Annotated in this window: 16 protein-coding genes; 5 read left to right on the top strand and 11 right to left on the bottom strand. The window is 65.3% G+C overall.

What is annotated here, in order from left to right; all coding sequences use genetic code 11:
- Positions 1–10: 10 nt before the first annotated feature.
- The gene (kynU, locus tag OKW27_RS25680) at positions 11–1,261 is read right to left on the bottom strand and encodes a kynureninase (RefSeq protein ID WP_429335247.1); all 1,251 of its coding nucleotides are present in this window, start codon (positions 1,259–1,261) and stop codon (positions 11–13) included.
- Positions 1,248–1,952, bottom strand: coding sequence for an arylformamidase (kynB, locus tag OKW27_RS25675; RefSeq protein WP_090801656.1), 705 nt, complete (start codon positions 1,950–1,952; stop codon positions 1,248–1,250). The genes kynU and kynB overlap by 14 nt, the downstream gene beginning before the upstream one ends.
- A gap of 130 nt (positions 1,953–2,082) precedes the next feature.
- Here kynB and OKW27_RS25670 point away from each other — a divergent pair, with 130 nt between their 5' ends.
- Complete coding sequence (locus OKW27_RS25670) at positions 2,083–2,604, top strand: Lrp/AsnC family transcriptional regulator (protein WP_090801655.1); 522 nt, start codon at positions 2,083–2,085, stop codon at positions 2,602–2,604.
- Between the two features lie 73 nt (positions 2,605–2,677).
- Here OKW27_RS25670 and OKW27_RS25665 read toward each other — a convergent pair whose 3' ends face one another.
- Both OKW27_RS25665 and OKW27_RS25660 read right to left on the bottom strand, forming a co-directional pair.
- A complete protein-coding gene (locus OKW27_RS25665) occupies positions 2,678–3,187 on the bottom strand; it encodes a flavin reductase family protein (protein WP_090801653.1) in 510 nt (169 codons plus the stop codon).
- A 51-nt stretch (positions 3,188–3,238) separates the two neighbouring features.
- Positions 3,239–3,499, bottom strand: a complete 261-nt coding sequence (locus OKW27_RS25660) for a hypothetical protein (protein ID WP_429335246.1) — start codon at positions 3,497–3,499, stop codon at positions 3,239–3,241.
- A gap of 199 nt (positions 3,500–3,698) precedes the next feature.
- Here OKW27_RS25660 and msrA point away from each other — a divergent pair, with 199 nt between their 5' ends.
- Positions 3,699–4,238, top strand: a complete 540-nt coding sequence (msrA, locus tag OKW27_RS25655) for a peptide-methionine (S)-S-oxide reductase MsrA (protein WP_429335245.1) — start codon at positions 3,699–3,701, stop codon at positions 4,236–4,238.
- Between the two features lie 63 nt (positions 4,239–4,301).
- On the opposite strand, the gene OKW27_RS25650 is transcribed toward msrA, so the two are convergent.
- The 3 genes from OKW27_RS25650 to pdxH all read right to left on the bottom strand — a co-directional run bounded on the left by OKW27_RS25650 (position 4,302) and on the right by pdxH (position 7,744).
- A complete protein-coding gene (locus tag OKW27_RS25650; RefSeq protein WP_429335244.1) occupies positions 4,302–5,642 on the bottom strand; it encodes a DUF72 domain-containing protein in 1,341 nt (446 codons plus the stop codon).
- Positions 5,643–5,738: 96 nt separating this feature from the next.
- Positions 5,739–6,953: an SAM-dependent methyltransferase gene (locus OKW27_RS25645; protein ID WP_090801647.1), complete on the bottom strand. Its 1,215-nt coding sequence runs from the start codon at positions 6,951–6,953 to the stop codon at positions 5,739–5,741.
- Between the two features lie 149 nt (positions 6,954–7,102).
- Positions 7,103–7,744, bottom strand: coding sequence for a pyridoxamine 5'-phosphate oxidase (gene pdxH / locus OKW27_RS25640; protein ID WP_090801646.1), 642 nt, complete (start codon positions 7,742–7,744; stop codon positions 7,103–7,105).
- Positions 7,745–8,010: 266 nt separating this feature from the next.
- Between pdxH and tcdA the strand changes: the two genes are divergently transcribed.
- Positions 8,011–8,868: a tRNA cyclic N6-threonylcarbamoyladenosine(37) synthase TcdA gene (gene tcdA, locus OKW27_RS25635; protein WP_429335243.1), complete on the top strand. Its 858-nt coding sequence runs from the start codon at positions 8,011–8,013 to the stop codon at positions 8,866–8,868.
- A gap of 68 nt (positions 8,869–8,936) precedes the next feature.
- Here tcdA and trxA read toward each other — a convergent pair whose 3' ends face one another.
- Positions 8,937–9,785, bottom strand: a complete 849-nt coding sequence (gene trxA, locus OKW27_RS25630) for a thioredoxin (protein ID WP_090801643.1) — start codon at positions 9,783–9,785, stop codon at positions 8,937–8,939.
- A 95-nt stretch (positions 9,786–9,880) separates the two neighbouring features.
- Complete coding sequence (locus OKW27_RS25625) at positions 9,881–10,756, bottom strand: pirin family protein (protein ID WP_429335242.1); 876 nt, start codon at positions 10,754–10,756, stop codon at positions 9,881–9,883.
- A 141-nt stretch (positions 10,757–10,897) separates the two neighbouring features.
- On the opposite strand from OKW27_RS25625, the gene OKW27_RS25620 reads away from it, so the two are divergent.
- Positions 10,898–11,806 carry an EamA family transporter gene (locus tag OKW27_RS25620; protein ID WP_429336599.1) on the top strand — a complete coding sequence of 303 codons (909 nt, stop codon included), beginning with the start codon at positions 10,898–10,900 and terminating at the stop codon, positions 11,804–11,806.
- Between the two features lie 82 nt (positions 11,807–11,888).
- Here OKW27_RS25620 and OKW27_RS25615 read toward each other — a convergent pair whose 3' ends face one another.
- Together OKW27_RS25615 and tsaE are read right to left on the bottom strand one after the other, a co-directional pair.
- Positions 11,889–13,496: an N-acetylmuramoyl-L-alanine amidase gene (locus OKW27_RS25615; RefSeq protein WP_429335241.1), complete on the bottom strand. Its 1,608-nt coding sequence runs from the start codon at positions 13,494–13,496 to the stop codon at positions 11,889–11,891.
- Positions 13,478–14,074 carry a tRNA (adenosine(37)-N6)-threonylcarbamoyltransferase complex ATPase subunit type 1 TsaE gene (tsaE, locus tag OKW27_RS25610; protein ID WP_429335240.1) on the bottom strand — a complete coding sequence of 199 codons (597 nt, stop codon included), beginning with the start codon at positions 14,072–14,074 and terminating at the stop codon, positions 13,478–13,480. The genes OKW27_RS25615 and tsaE overlap by 19 nt, the downstream gene beginning before the upstream one ends.
- A gap of 17 nt (positions 14,075–14,091) precedes the next feature.
- Between tsaE and queG the strand changes: the two genes are divergently transcribed.
- Complete coding sequence (gene queG / locus OKW27_RS25605) at positions 14,092–15,402, top strand: tRNA epoxyqueuosine(34) reductase QueG (protein ID WP_429335239.1); 1,311 nt, start codon at positions 14,092–14,094, stop codon at positions 15,400–15,402.
- Positions 15,403–15,643: the final 241 nt, after the last annotated feature.

Genomic DNA, 15,643 nt, shown 5'->3' with positions numbered 1-15,643 from the left:
TCTGTCGTCCTCAGGTAACGGCGCCGCGCTGGGCGAATTCAGGAGCCCGCCAGGCCTCGCGAGTGAGCACGTCGCGCAAGATTTCGACGGCGTCCCATACGTCGACGAAGCGCGTGTACAGCGGCGTGAAGCCGAAGCGCAGCACGTGCGGCTCGCGATAGTCGCCGATCACGCCGTGCGAGATCAGCGCCTGCATCACCTCGTAGCCGTGCGGATGTTCGAAGCTCGCGTGCGAGCCGCGCTGCGCATGCTCACGCGGCGTCACGAGCTTCAGTGGAAATTCGCTGCAACGTGTCTCGACGAGTTCGATGAACAGATCGGTCAGCGCGAGCGACTTCTGGCGGACCGCCTGCATCGACGTTTGCAGGAACACGTCGAGCCCGCATTCGACGAGCGCCATCGACACCATCGGCTGCGTGCCGCACAGGTAGCGGCCCACGCCGTTGTCGGGCTGATACGTCGGGTTCATCTCGAACGGCGCGCGATGCCCCCACCAGCCCGACAGCGGTTGCGCAAACCCGTTCTGGTGACGCCTGGGCACCCACACGAACGCGGGCGAACCGGGACCGCCGTTCAGGTACTTGTACGTGCAGCCGACCGCGTAGTCGGCACCGACGCCGTTCAGATCGACCTGCACCGCGCCCGCCGAATGCGCGAGATCCCACAGCGCGAGCGCGCCCCTGTCGTGTATCAGCTTCGTCAGCGCGGCCATGTCGTGCATGTAGCCGGTGCGGTAGTTCACGTGCGTGATCATCGCGATCGCGGTGTCCTCGCCGATCGCGCCGGGCAGTTCGGATGGATCGTCGACGAGGCGCAGCTCGTAGCCGCGATCGAGCTGCTCGATCAGGCCCTGCGCGATATACAGATCGCTCGGGAAGTTCGAGCGCTCGGACACGATCACGCGACGCTTCGGATCGCGCGCATTGGCGAGCCGCACGGCGGCCGACAGCAGCTTGAACAGGTTGATCGAGATCGTGTCGGTAATCACGACTTCGTCTTCGGCCGCGCCGATCAGCGGCGCGAGCTTGTTGCCGAGTCGGCGCGGCAGCGCAAACCAGCCGGCATTGTTCCAGCTGCGGATCAGTCCTTCGCCCCATTCGGCGGCGATCACGGTCTGCGCGCGCTGCGCGGCGGCGGCCGGCGGCACGCCGAGCGAGTTGCCGTCGAGATAGATGGTCGTCGGCGACAGCGCGAACTGTTCGCGCAGCGCTGCGAGCGGGTCGGCGCTGTCGAGCGCCACGGCTTCATCACGATGGTTCATGGTGGTTCGATGGGTTGGGTTGTCGGGTTGATCGCTCGCCGGGGAGCGTGGCTGAGCGCGAGCCGGGCAGTGCACGCAGCACCGCGCGCACCGGGCTCGCGTCGAGCGTGGTCAGCTTCAGCGGCAGCGCGATCAGCTCGTAGTCGCCGGGTTCGACCGCGTCGAGCACGATGCCCTCGAGAATCGCCATCCGGTGCGCGCGAATGCGGTGATGCGCATCCATCGTCTTCGATTCCTGCGGATCGAGCGACGGCGTATCGATGCCGAGCAGCGTCACGCCGCGCGCGGCCAGCAGGTCGACGGTCTCGGGCGCGACCGCGCAGAACGCACTATCCCACTCGCGCGTCGGCGCTTTTCTGTAAGTGCGCAGTAAGACTCGCGGCGGCAAGTCGTCGAGCGAGCCGGCCAGATGTTGTGGCGTCACAACAGGCGACGCGCCGATACAGTCAATCACTCTGCATAAACCGAGATATGCGTCGAGCGGCACGTTGCCGATCGCGGCGCCGTCGACGTCGTAGTGCAGCGGCGCATCGGTATGCGCGCCGGTGTGCGGCGAGATCGTCAGACGCGCGACATTGACCGGCGAGCCAGCCTCCATGCGCCAGACGCGCTCGATGCCGACCGGCGTGTCGCCCGGCCAGACGGGCGTGGCGGTATCGACGGCGGGGGTGATGTCCCAGAGTGCTCGCATGGCGGTGTCGGCGGTTGGTAGCGATCTCTAAATGATAGAGGTCAAGCTGTGAAATGTGATTGCGAAAAAATCTCCTTACCAGCCGTGTCTTGGAACATAATTTGAGTCAAACAGGAAAGGGAGACCGAATATGAACGCGATCTCGCTCGACGCCACCGATTGCCGTATCTTGACGGTGCTTCAGCAGGAAGGACGGATCAGCAATCTCGACCTGGCGGAGCGCATCTCGCTCTCGCCATCGGCCTGTCTGCGACGCCTGCGTCTGCTGGAAGAGCAGGGCGTCATCGAACACTACCGAGCGTGCCTGAACCGCGAAGTTTTGGGGTTCGAGCTGGAAGCGTTCGTGCAGGTATCGATGCGCAACGATCAGCAGAACTGGCACGAGAGTTTTGCCGAAGCGCTGCGCGACTGGCCCGAAGTGGTCGGCGCTTTCGTCGTGACCGGCGAAACCCACTATCTGCTGCGCGTGCTCGCGCACAACCTCAAGCACTATTCGGACTTCGTGCTCAATCGCCTGTACAAGGCGCCGGGGGTGATGGACATCCGCTCGAACATCGTGCTCGAAACGCTGAAGGAAGATTCGGGCGTGCCGGTGTCGCTCGTGAAGAAGAACAGCGGGCACGGAGCCACGCATAGCGACCGTTCAGGATGATGAGGGCGGGGCGCGCCGTTTTCGACGCGTCCGAGCGACAGGCGCTACAGACGCCAGGGAAGCGCCGCGCCGCTCAAAGCGGCTTCAGGCCGTGGAACTGCGCGCTCTGGAACACGAGCGGCAGCATGTCCGCGGCATTTTCATGCACACCGCAGCGCTCCACTTCGCCGACGAAAATCACGTGGTCGCCTTCCTCGTAGCGGCTGCGGTTATGGCATTCGAACCACGCGAGTGCGCCGTCGAGCACCGGCATGCCGCTGTCGCCCGCCGCGTGCGACACGCCCTCGAAGCGGTCGCCCTTCACGGTCGCGAAGCGCTTGCACAGATCGAGCTGGGTCGAGGCCAACACATTGATCACGTAGTGACTGTTGGCGCGGAACACCGGCATCGACGCGGAGCGCGTCGCGAGACTCCACAGCACGAGCGGCGGAGAAAGCGACACCGAGTTGAACGAACTGGCCGTGATGCCGATCAGTTGGCCGGACGCGGCGCGCGTCGTGATCACGGTGACGCCGGTCGCGAACTGGCTGAGCGCCTGTTTGAACGCGGACGGGTCGAAGTTGGGTGGGCTCGCGCGCTTCATCGGGGCGAGGCCCCCGTCGCGCGCCGTGTGAAAGACCGACTGCAGCGCGAATCAAGGCGCGAATTGAAGCGCGAATTGAAGCGTATACCCGCGCGGCGGGAAGCGGATGTTTCGAAAGTCATGGTGAAAATCGTTGATTTCCGCCAATTTTAACTGCAATCGCCGCGCGCGCCGCACCACGATGCGTGCGGCGCGTGGCAGCCGGGCGGTTGCAGCGACGATCGCCTCGAAAGGCTGCACCCGAAAATTTGCCGATCGTGCTGGATCGAGGCGCGGGTGCGGCGCTTGCGTGTGTGAGGCACGGTTATTCACACGTCGCGTGCCGGCGTTTCTATACTCGATATCTGCACGGCCGGATTTGCGGTCATTGCGCGACGGGTGCCTGACTCGTGCCTGACTGCGCCTTTCAGAACGCGTGTTCGGCCATATATTCGGATGCGGTGGCAGATACGGCGGCGCTACGCAGGCCGGCTGCCGATCATTGTGTGAATCTGATCCTGGGGTGAAGCTTATGAACGAGATAGCAACGCTCGGCGGTGGATGTTTCTGGTGCCTCGAAGCGGTGTATCTGGGCGTCGAGGGCGTCAATGCGGTGGAGTCGGGTTATGCGGGCGGTCACGCGCGCCATCCGAGCTACGAGCAGGTCTGCGACGGCGACACCGGTCACGCGGAAGTGGTCAAGGTCGACTTCGATCCGGCCAAGATCAGCTATCGCGAGATTCTCGACATCTTTTTCGCGATCCACGATCCGACCCAGCTGAACCGGCAGGGCAACGACGTCGGCACGCAATACCGCTCGGTGATCTTCACGCATTCCGACGCGCAGCACGAAACCGCGCTGCAGGCGATTCGCGAGATCGGCGAACAGCGCATCTACGACGGCAAGCTCGTGACCGAGGTGCTGCCGCTCGGCGACAACTACTGGCCCGCCGAGGCTTATCACCAGAACTATTTCGCGCAGCATCCGAATCAGGGTTACTGCTCGTTCGTGGTAGCGCCGAAAGTCGCGAAATTCCGCCAGAAGTTCGCGCATCGGATCAAGGGGGGGTAGCGGCGCAGCGCGGGGATTGGAGTCGGCAACGGGCGGATGCGTAAGACCGCCCGCTGCTGTTCGTCACTGCGGTTCCTGTGTTCGCGATGGCACCTCGTCGCCGTTATCGCCGCGTCCCTGCGTGACACGCACGCAGGCTTCGACGATTTCTTCGGCCAGTTTCACGCAGCTGAGCGGCGCCGATCCCTCCGCCTTGTTGTTGACCGCGATCACGACCGGCTGACCAGCGAGCGCGTAGCGCGCGGCCAGTTCGGCGAGCGACGCGCGCGTCGCCGGATCTTCGTCGACGAGCCGGTTGAACGGCTCGTACTTCGCCTTCGCCTGTTCGTACTTGAAACCGCCGTGCAGGCTCCAGCGCACGATCAGCGGACCGGCCGGCTCGCCATCGAGCAGCGCGAGCGCCGCGGCCTGGCGCAGCGGATCGGGCATCCGCGCATGAATGCCGACGCAGTAGCGCATGCCAGCCGTCTTCAGCATGCGGATGAAGCGCGGCGTGAGCAGGCTCGCGTCGCGAATCTCGACCGCGTAGCAACTGCCGTCGGGCAGCCCGGGCAGCGCGTCGAAAAACTCTCCCAGTCGTTCGATGAATACCGCCGGCTGTGCGAGCATCTGGTCCGGCAGCGGCGAGAACTGGAACACCAGCGCGCCGGCCTTTGCGCCGAGGCCTTCGAGGCAGGGCGTGACGAAATCGTCGATCGCCATCCGCGCGTTCAGGAAGCACGGGTTCAGCGACACCGGCTCGCCGCGCTCGGCGCGCACGGTGGCGTCGGTGATCGTCATCGGCGCCTTGACGATGAAGCGGAAGTGCTCGGGCACCTGCTGCGCGTAGCGCAGGTATTCGGTGACCGTCAACGCCTGGTAGAACGAGCGGTCGATGCTGACCGTCTTCAGCAGCGGATGTGCGCCGTACGCACTCAAGCCCTCGCGCGACAGTTTGCTGTTGCTGTAGTCGTCGCCGTAGACGATGCCTGTCCAACCCGGGAACGACCATGTCGACGTGCCGAGGTGGATCTGCGGCGGCAATTGCGCCGCGAGCGCGAGCAGCTCCGGCGACGGCGGTGCAGCGAGCACCTCGCGGCTGCGGCGCTTTTTCGGGGCGTCGGCGGAGGCCGGGGCGCAGTCTGGTTCAGGAGCGGGGCTGTCGGGCGGGGTGTCGTCTTCGAACAGCGACGCGGGGGTGTTGGAAATTGCGGTCTTCGGCGTGGTGCGCTTGTGCTCTGGCTGCGCGGCAGCGCTTGCGGCCGAATCGGCTTCACGTGCGGACATGGCCGGCGCTTCTGCCGCGGCCTCCACCGGCATCCCGAACAGATCGAACTGCTGCGCGGCCTGATGCGCCGCATCGTCCGCGCTGCCGTCCTTGCCGTTCAACGGCTCTTCAACGTCACTCGTCCTGCTCTGGTCCATCAATGTCCGGCCTGCTGTTCATCAGAATTGCGCCGCGGCGCGCGCTTCATGCACGCCGCCGCGGCGCGACCGGTCACAAACCGGGTCACAGCCGGGTCACAGCGGTTTTTCGTACATGTAGCGGCGCGACCACGGCAGGGTTTTCGCGCTGCGGCCGGCTTTGCGGCACACCACCTGGAAAATCGACACGTCGTCGTTTTCGAACGCATACGCGCAGCCGGCCAGATACACGCGCCAGATGCGGAATTTTTCGTCGTCGACGAGCTTGCGCGCCTGGTCTGCGTGGGCTTCGAAATTTTCCGCCCAGATGTCGAGCGTGTGCGCATAGTGACGGCGCAGGCTTTCGACGTCAACCGGTTCGAGCCCGCCGCGCTGCATCGATTCGAGCGCGAGGCTGATGTGCGGCAGCTCGCCGTCCGGGAACACGAAGCGGTCGATGAACTCACCGCCGCCGAGCGCGGTTTCGCCGCTATCGGCGTCGCTCGACGTGATGCCGTGGTTCATCGCGATGCCGTCGTCGGCGAGCAGGTCGTGCATCTTCTGGAAATAGCCGGGCAGGTTTTTGCGGCCGACGTGCTCGAACATGCCGACGCTCGTGATGCGGTCGAACTGCCCCTTGACGTCGCGATAGTCCTGCAGGCGGATATCGATCTGGTTTTCGAGGCCCGCCGCTTTCACGCGCGCGGTGGCGAGATCGAACTGGTTCTGCGACAGCGTGACGCCGACGCACTTCGCGCCGAACTTCTGCGCGGCGCGCAGCACGAGCGCGCCCCAGCCGCAGCCGATGTCGAGCAGACGCTGCCCGGGCTGCAGCTGGATTTTGGTCAGAATGTGATCGATTTTCTTCAGTTGCGCGGTCGCGAGGTCTTCGGTGCCGGTCTCGAAGTACGCGCACGAGTAGACCATGTTCTCGTCGAGCCACAACCTGTAGAACTCGTTCGACACGTCGTAGTGATACTGGATCGCTTTCTTATCCGACGTCTTCGAGTGATTGAAGTAGCGCCGCACGCGCGCGAGCTTGCCGGCGCTCGTCACGGTGCTGCGCGCGAGCTGATAGCCGATATTGATGATGTCCGACAGCTTGCCCTCGATGTCGATCTTGCCTTTGACATAGGCTTCGCCAAGATTGTCGAGGCTCGGTTCGAGCAGATAGGGCAGCGCGGTTGCGCTCTTCACGTGTAGCGTGACCCGGGGCGCGGCGAACTGCCCGAAGTCGTGTTGCTGACCGTCCCACAGCACGAGGCGTGCGGGCAGGTTAGCTGTGGTTTTGACATCTTCAACCCACTGCGCCAGCTTTTTCTCCCAGAACATGTGATCTCTCCGTGTTCGTTGATTTAAAGCAAAGCTATGTGGATCGCGACATGGCGCGGCGCATTCCGCGGGCCGCGCAACGCAATCCCGCCGACGCGCGCCGCTACGTTGGCGCCGCCGCCGGCCTCATTCGTCCGGTCATCGACCGGTCAGGGCGACAGGCGTGCGATCAGCCAGTTGGCGCTTTCTTCCGCGCGCGTGTAAAGCAGACGATCGTGCAGCCGAGACGGCCGCCCCTGCCAGAATTCGATCGCGTCGGGCACCAGACGGTAGCCACCCCAGTGCGGCGGACGCGGAGGATTTTCGCCGTATTGCAGGCTGATTTCGCGTTCGCGTACTTCGAGCTGCGAACGGCTTTCAATCACCTGACTCTGATTCGATGCCCATGCGCCGATCCGCGAGCCGAGCGGACGAGACGCGAAATACGCGTCACTGTCTGCCTCGCTCGTTTTGACGACGCGGCCCTCGATGCGCACCTGCCGTTCGAGTTCGATCCAGTGAAACAGCAGGCTCGCGTAGGGGTTCACGTTCAGTTCGCGGCCCTTGCGGCTTTCATAGTTGGTGAAGAATACGAAACCGCGCTCGTCGACGCCCTTGATGAGCACGATGCGTGCCGAAGGCCGGCCGCGCGCGTCGACCGTGGCCAGCGTCATTGCATTCGGCTCGGGCAGCTTGGCGTCGATGGCCTGCTGGAACCACGTGTCGAATTGACGGAACGGATCGTGGTTGACGTCGGCAACGTCCAGTGAGCCCAGCGAGTAGTTTTTTCGAAGCTCGGCGAGTGAGATCATTTTCTTATGCGAACGCTACAGTGTGGGCCAAGTATAGCTAAGGCGTCAGGTTTTTGCGCGCGAGCGGAGCAACGTATGGCGCGGCGCATGTTGCGCCGGCGCAAGCCTGCAATATTGCGTCGCTGCTCGTGGTCCTGCGCGGCTGTTTTCACGTGTTCAGGCAAAATACGGGCTGCGCGCCCCATTTGCCAAAGCAATTTGCCCAGGCGATTTGCCAAAGCGCCGCCGCCTGCTTTGTTCCGCCTGTGTTTTCGAGCCCTGCCATCATGTCCAGCACCGCCGCGCAATCCGATCTTACTACCAGCCTCGACGCGAACGAAACCGCCGACCGCGCGCGCCGTTTCGGCGGCATCGCCCGTCTGTATGGCGCGCCCGCGCTCGCCGCATTCGAGGGTGCGCACGTCGCGGTGATCGGCATCGGCGGGGTGGGGTCGTGGGTCGCGGAGGCGCTTGCGCGTAGCGCGCTCGGCACGCTGACGCTGATCGATCTCGACAACGTCGCGGAAAGCAACACGAACCGGCAGATTCACGCGCTCGACGGCAACTACGGAAAACCGAAGGTCGAAGCGATGGCCGAACGCATCGCGGCAATCAATCCGTGCTGCGAGGTGCGGCTGATCGAGGACTTCGTCGAGCCGGACAATTTCGCGGCCACGCTCGGCGGCGGCTTCGACTATGTGATCGACGCGATCGACAGCGTGCGCACGAAGACCGCGCTGATCGCATGGTGCGTCGAGCGCAAGCAGCCGCTGATCACGGTCGGCGGCGCGGGCGGTCAGCTTGACCCGACGCGGATCCGCATCGACGATCTCGCGCTGACGATCCAGGACCCGCTGCTGTCGAAGGTGCGCGGGCAGTTGCGCAAGCAGCATGGCTTTCCGCGCGGGCCTAAGGCGAAGTTCAAGGTGAACGCCGTGTATTCCGACGAGCCGCTGATCTATCCAGAAGCGGCCGTCTGCGATATCGATGAAGAAGCCGAGCACGTGAGCACGTCGCCGGGGCATACGGGGCCGGTCGGCTTGAACTGCGCGGGGTTTGGCTCCAGCGTGTGCGTGACCGCGAGCTTTGGTTTTGCGGCCGCGGCGTACGTGTTGCGGGAGTTGGCGAAGAAGGCGACGGTTTAGGTGGCAGCCCGGGCGGCGGTTTCAACCGCGCTGACCCAGGCTGCCATCGGGCAAAACATCACAATCGATCAATACAACGACGCGCTCAGCCTGCGCCGCCACTGCGACACCAGCTCCGGCTGATGCGCGGCCAGATCGAACACCGACAACATCGTCTTGCGGCCGATATCGTCGCGGAACGCGCGGTCGCGTTGCACGATCGCGAGCAGATGTTCGAGCGCCTGCGCGTATTTGCGTCGCGCGATAAACGCATTCGCGAGATCGAAGCGTGCTTCGAGATCGTCGGGGTGGCCGGCGACGCGCGCTTCGAGCGCATCGGTGGGCGGCAGGTCCGCGGCGGCGTCCACCGCGTCGAGCCGCGTCTTGATCGCGTTGAAACGCGCGTCGATGCCTTGCGTGGTTTTCGGCGACAGCAGATCGACTTCGTTGCGGGCCTCATCGATGCGGTTGTCTTCGAGCAGTAACTCGATGCGGTCCATGCGCGCGTCGTCGAAGCCCGGGTCGTAAGCGAGCGCCGCTTGCAGCAGGTCGTAGGCGTCGTCGCGGCGGCCTTCGGCGAGCGCGGTCTGCGCTTCGATGCGCGCGGCCGGCGCCCCTTGCGGCACCAGCCGGTCGAGGAACTCGCGCAGCTGTCCTTCCGTCAGCACGCCGACGAACTGATCGACGGCCTGGCCGTCGGCGAACGCGATCACGTGCGGAATGCTGCGCACCTGGAAGTGCGCGGCCAGCTCGTGGTTCTCGTCCACGTTGACCTTCACGAGCTTCCATTTGCCGGCGGCTTCGGCTTCGAGCTTTTCGAGCATCGGGCCGAGACTCTTGCAGGGGCCGCACCACGGCGCCCAGAAATCGACCAGCACGGGGGCCAGCATCGACGCCTTGATGACGTCCTGTTCGAAAGTGGCCAGAGTGGTGTCCATTGCGTCCTCGTCGATAGAAACGGTTTGTGAACAGGCGCTAGGTGGGGCCGAATCGCGCGAATTCAATGCGGTGATTCGCGCGCGGCCCAGCGCCGTCACTTGCGCTGCGGCAGCGGAATCCATTCGGTTTCGCCGGGCACGTGGCCCATTTCCTGATTGGTCCACGCGAGCTTCGCGGCTTCGATTTTCTCGCGCGAGCTCGCGACGAAATTCCATTCGATGAAGCGCTCGCCGTCGAGCTTCTCGCCGCCGAGCAGCATCACGCGCGCGCCGTGCGTGCTCGCGAGCGTGACGGTTTCGTCGAGCGCGAGCACGGCCATCTGGCCCGCTTCGAGCGGCGTGCCGTCGATCTCCAGATCGCCCTCCACCAGATATGCACCGCGCTCCTCGTGCTCCGGTTCGAGCGCGAACGCGCTGCCCGGCGTGAAGTCGGCGGCGACGTACAGCGTGCCCGAAAACGTCGCGACCGGCGACACCGCGCCGAACGCGGTGCCCGCGATCACGCGCAGCGTCACGCCGTTGCGCTCGACGACCGGCAAGGTCGCCGCCGCGTGATGCGCGAACGACGGCTCGGCGTCTTCATCGGCGAGCGGCAGCGCGACCCAGGTCTGGATGCCGTGAATCGTCTGGCCGCGCGCGCGGTCTTCCGGCGGCGTTCGCTCCGAATGGACGATGCCGCGCCCGGCCGTCATCCAGTTGACGTCGCCGGGGACGATTTTCTGCTCGGAGCCGAGGCTGTCGCGATGCATGATCGCGCCGTCGAACAGATAGGTGACGGTCGCGAGGCCGATATGCGGATGCGGGCGCACGTCGAGGCCGCTGCCGGGTTCGAGGGTCGCGGGGCCCATGTGGTCGAAGAAAATGAACGGGCCGACGAGGCGCGCCGCCATCGCGGGCAGGACACGCCGCACGGTCAGATTGCCGATGTCGCGTAAGTGCGGTTTGAGGACGGCTTTGATCGAGGAAGTCATGGGCAGGCTCGACGGGAAAGTGGAAGGAGAAGACTCGAATGGTCGATTCTACTGCGCGTCGCGCGCTGCCGACGGCATCGGCGCACGCTCGCCATGAGCGGGCGCACCGAAGCGAATTTGCGGCCTCCGTTACACTGCCAGATCGAACCATTTCTTTGGAGACCCGGATGTCGCCCAGGGGACTTGCTGCTCGCGCTGATCGTCGTGCTCGCGTGGGGCGTCAATTTCGTCGTGATCAAGGTCGGCCTGCACGGCGTGCCGCCGATGCTGCTCGGCGCGCTGCGCTTTACGCTCGCTGCGGTGCCGGCGGTGTTTTTCGTCAAGCGGCCGCAGATGCCGTGGCGGTGGCTGTTCGCCTACGGCGCGACGATCTCGTTGGGGCAATTCGCGTTCCTGTTCTCGGCGATGTACGTCGGCATGCCGGCGGGGCTTGCATCGCTGGTGCTTCAGGCGCAGGCGTTTTTCACGCTGATCTTCGCGGCGCTGTTTCTGCACGAGCGCTTCCGTTTGCCGAACGTCGCGGGTCTGCTGGTCGCCGCGGCGGGGCTCGCGGTGATCGGCCTGCAAGGCGGCCACACGATGTCCGTCGCTGGTTTCCTGCTGACGCTGTGCGCCGCGTGCATGTGGGCACTCGGCAACATCGTTACGAAGAAGGTCGGCAAGGTCGATCTGGTCGGACTCGTCGTGTGGGGGAGCCTGATTCCGCCGCTGCCGTTTTTCGCGGCGTCGTTCGTGTTCGAAGGGCCGCGCGAGATCGCCGCCGCGCTGACCGGTATCAGCGCGCTGTCGATCTTCGCGATCGTCTATCTGGCGTTTATCGCGACGCTGCTCGGCTATGGCTTGTGGAGCCGTCTGCTGTCGCGCTATCCGGCGAGCCAGGTCGCGCCGTTCTCGCTGCTGGTGCCAATCGTCGGACTCGCGTCGGCGTCGCTGCTGCTCGGCGAGCAACTGTCTGCGATGCAGGTGGCGGGCGCGTTGCTCGTGATGGCGGGGCTCGCGGTCAACGTGTTCGGCGGCTGGGTCGTGCAGCGCTTGATACCGGCACGCTGAGCAACCGTTGCGCCACGGGTTGCGAGCGTGAATAACAAAACGGCCGGAGGGCCGTTTTGTGATTGCTTCGCGTGTGCCGACATCACGTCATGCGGCTCTTTGCGAGCGGCGGATTCGCCGCGAAATAGCGCTTGATGCCGGTCAGGATCGCGCTGGCCATCTTGTCGCGATACGCGTCGTCGTTCAGGCGGCGCTCTTCGTCCGGATTGCTGATGAACGCGGTCTCGACGAGGATCGACGGAATGTCCGGCGCCTTCAGCACCGCGAAGCCGGCCTGCTCGACCGAGCCCTTGTGCAGCTTGTTGATGTCGCCGATCTCTTTGAGCACGAAGTTGCCGTAGCGCATCGAGTCGCGAATCTGCGCGGTGGTCGACATGTCGAACAGTGCGCGGTTCACGGTGGCGTCGTCGGACTTGATGTTGATGCCGCCGATCAGATCCGACGAGTTCTCCTTGTTCGCCATCCAGCGCGCGGCCGCGCTCGACGCGCCGTGCTCCGACAGCGCGAACACCGAGGAGCCCTTCGCCTCGGGCGTCGTGAACGCGTCCGCGTGGATCGACACGAACAGGTCCGCGCCGACGCGGCGCGCTTTCTGCACGCGCACGTTCAGCGGCACGAAGAAGTCGGCGTCGCGCGTCATCATCGCGCGCATGTTCGGCTGCGCGTCGATCTTCGCGCGCAGCTTCTTCGCGATGTCGAGCGCGACGTGCTTCTCGTAGGTGCCTGCGCCGCCGATCGCGCCCGGGTCCTCGCCGCCATGACCCGGATCGATTGCGACGGTGAGCAGTCGCACGGTGTTGCTGCGGCTCGACTTCGGAGTGGTAAATGCGTAGGTGTCGCCGCTGTCGCCGAGGTTGTCGTCGTTGCTGTCGAGACCGCGTGCGGTGCTGTTGCTGTTGGCGTTGCCACCCTTGTTGCGCGCCAGTGCGGCAGGCGGCGCGGAGGGCGCGGACGGCGCCGCCTGCCTGCCGGCAATGACCGGCGCGGACGGCGCCGTCGTGCCATGCGTGGGCGGATGCGGTACGCCCGCGGCGCCATTGCCGGCGCCACCATTCTGCGCGTAGTGCTCGAAGAACGCTTCGCTGTTGTCGACCGGCGGCGCCGTGCCGGGCCCCGCAAGCGTCGCGGGCGGCGCGCTGTTTTCTTCGTTGAGCGCCTGCTGCTTGCGCTCGGTCTGCGCGAGCAGGTCCATCAACGGATCGGGCGCGACAGCCGGATACAGGTCGAACACGAGCCGGTACTTGTACGCGCCGACCGGCGGCAGCGCGAACACCTGCGGCTTCACCGAGCCCTTCAGGTCGAACACCATGCGCACCACGTGCGGCTGATACTGCCCGACCCGCACCGACGAAATCTGCGGATCGTTCGGCGTGATCTTCGAGACCAGCTCCTTCAGCGCCTGATCGAGGTCGAGGCCGTTCAGATCGACGACGAGCCGGTCCGGTCCCTGCAGCAGTTGCTGCGTGTTCTGCAGCGGCTGATCGGATTCGATCGTCACGCGCGTGTAGTCGCGCGCGGGCCACACGCGCACGCCGAGCACCGAGCTCGCAAACGCGAGACGCGGAGCGACGAGGCCGAGCACCAGCGTCGACGCACCGGCGCGCAGGATCTGCCGGCGCCGCCAGTTATGCGTTGCGCCCGCCGCCGATTCGATCGAATGGAATGGTTTGATTAACATCTTTCGAGACATGCCTTTCCTGATTCGCTATAAGCGCGTGCGACGAGTACGCGTGCGTCCGCGTTTGCGTCTGTGTTGCCGACGAGCCCGAGCGAGAAGACGAGATCCGGCACGCCGAGCAGCGCTCCCGCGCGTTGCGGCCATTCGACGAGGCAGACCGCGCCGCTGTCGAAATATTCGCGAAAGCCCGCGTCGGCCCATTCGGCCGGATCGGTGAATCTGTACAGATCGAAGTGATAGAGCGCGAGTTCCCCGGCGGGCCGCTCGAGCACATACGGTTCGACGAGCGTGTAGGTCGGACTGCGCACGCGGCCGGTGTGGCCGAGGCCGCGCAAGGTCGCGCGCACGAGCGTGGTTTTGCCGGCGCCGAGGTCGCCGACCAGTTGGACTTGCAGGCCGTGGAACGCGGGGCCGCTTGCGGCGCCAGGCTGGGCTGGCTGTGCCTGATGCGAGGCCGCGCGCACGCTTTCGATCGCCTGTGCGAAGCGCGCGCCGAACGCCTGCGTGGCGGCTTCGTCCGCGAGCGCGACAGAGCGTTCGAGCAGCACGGGAGCGGACGGTAGGGGCGCGTGATCGGGATTGACAGGCATTCTCGTAAAATGGCGTGATGAACCGAAGTCCGAAGTCCCCTGTTTTCTGCACGCCCGCATCGGCCGATGATGCCGCGCGAGCTTCTGGCGCAACGTCCCGTTTCGACGAGGCGGCGCTTCGTGCGCTCGCGCTCGACATCAAGACGTGGGGCCGTGAACTCGGTTTCGGGGCGATCGGCATTAGCGACACCGATCTGTCGGCCGCCGAAGCGCCGCTTGCAGCGTGGCTCGAAGCGGGTTGCCACGGCGAGATGGATTATATGGCCAAACACGGCATGAAACGCGCGCGGCCGGCCGAGCTTGTGGCCGGCACGCGACGCGTGATCACCGCGCGCATCGCCTATTTGCCTGCGCAGACGCTGGAAGCGGAGGCGGCTGAAGGGGCGCATGAAGGGGGACATGAAAGCGCGCCTGAAAGGGTGTCGCAAGACGTAACGCAACCCGCCTCACGCGCCACACCCCGCGCGCGCGACTGGCGCGCGGCCGAGCACGCGCGGCTCGCGGACCCGTCGACGGCGGTCGTATCGATCTACGCGCGCGGCCGCGACTATCACAAGGTGATGCGCCAGCGCCTGCAACAACTGGCCGACCGGATCGAAGCGGCGATCGGGCCGTTCGGCTATCGCGTGTTCACCGATTCGGCGCCGGTGCTCGAAGTCGAGCTTGCGCAGAAGGCCGGCATCGGCTGGCGCGGCAAGCACACATTGCTGCTGCAGCGCGACGCCGGCTCGCTGTTTTTCCTCGGCGAGATCTATGTCGACGTGCCGCTGCCTACCGACGCCGAAACCTCGCCCGAGGCCGCGCCCGAAACGCCGGGCTCGCATTGCGGCAGCTGCGCGCGCTGCATCGGCGCCTGTCCGACCGGTGCGATCGTCGCGCCGTACAAGGTCGACGCGCGGCGTTGCATCTCGTATCTGACGATCGAGCTGAAGGGTAGTATTCCGCTCGACCTGCGGCCGCTGATCGGCAATCGGGTGTACGGCTGTGACGATTGCCAGCTCGTGTGTCCCTGGAACAAGTTCGCGCAGGCCGCACCGGTCGCCGATTTCGACGTGCGGCACGGGCTCGATCGCGCGTCGCTGGTCGAACTGTTCGCGTGGAGCGCCGAGGAGTTCGATACGCGCATGCAGGGCAGCGCGATTCGCCGCATCGGCTACGAGAGCTGGCTGCGCAATCTCGCGGTCGGCATGGGTAACGCGTTGCGCGCCGCGCCCGGAAGTCTGGACCTCGATGCCCGTGGCGCGATCGTGCTGGCTTTGAGGCAGCGAGCCGACGATCCGTCGGCGGTCGTGCGCGAGCATGTGGAGTGGGCGCTCGAAGCGGCGTAAAGTCGTGGCAATTCGGTGCCGGCGATCTGGCACGCTAGGGTCTGTTTACATATGGAACGCACGTGCGTTGCCGCGAGAAGGGCCGCTCGCAAGGATTGCGACGCCGCGAATACTCGACGTATTCGCAAGGAGCATGACGCAGCGAGCGGCCCTTCTCGCGGCAACCCCAGTTCTGAATTTCATTCCAGGGGAATGCCCGCTATCGGCCGCATGGCGGCGTCGTGCGTCGCTCACGTGGCGC

Source organism: Paraburkholderia sp. 35.1, from assembly GCF_050436525.1.
Classification (GTDB): Bacteria; Pseudomonadota; Gammaproteobacteria; order Burkholderiales; family Burkholderiaceae; genus Paraburkholderia; species Paraburkholderia tuberum.
The sequence above is the reverse complement of the archived record's forward strand: the minus strand, read 5'-3'. Positions and strand labels throughout refer to the sequence as shown.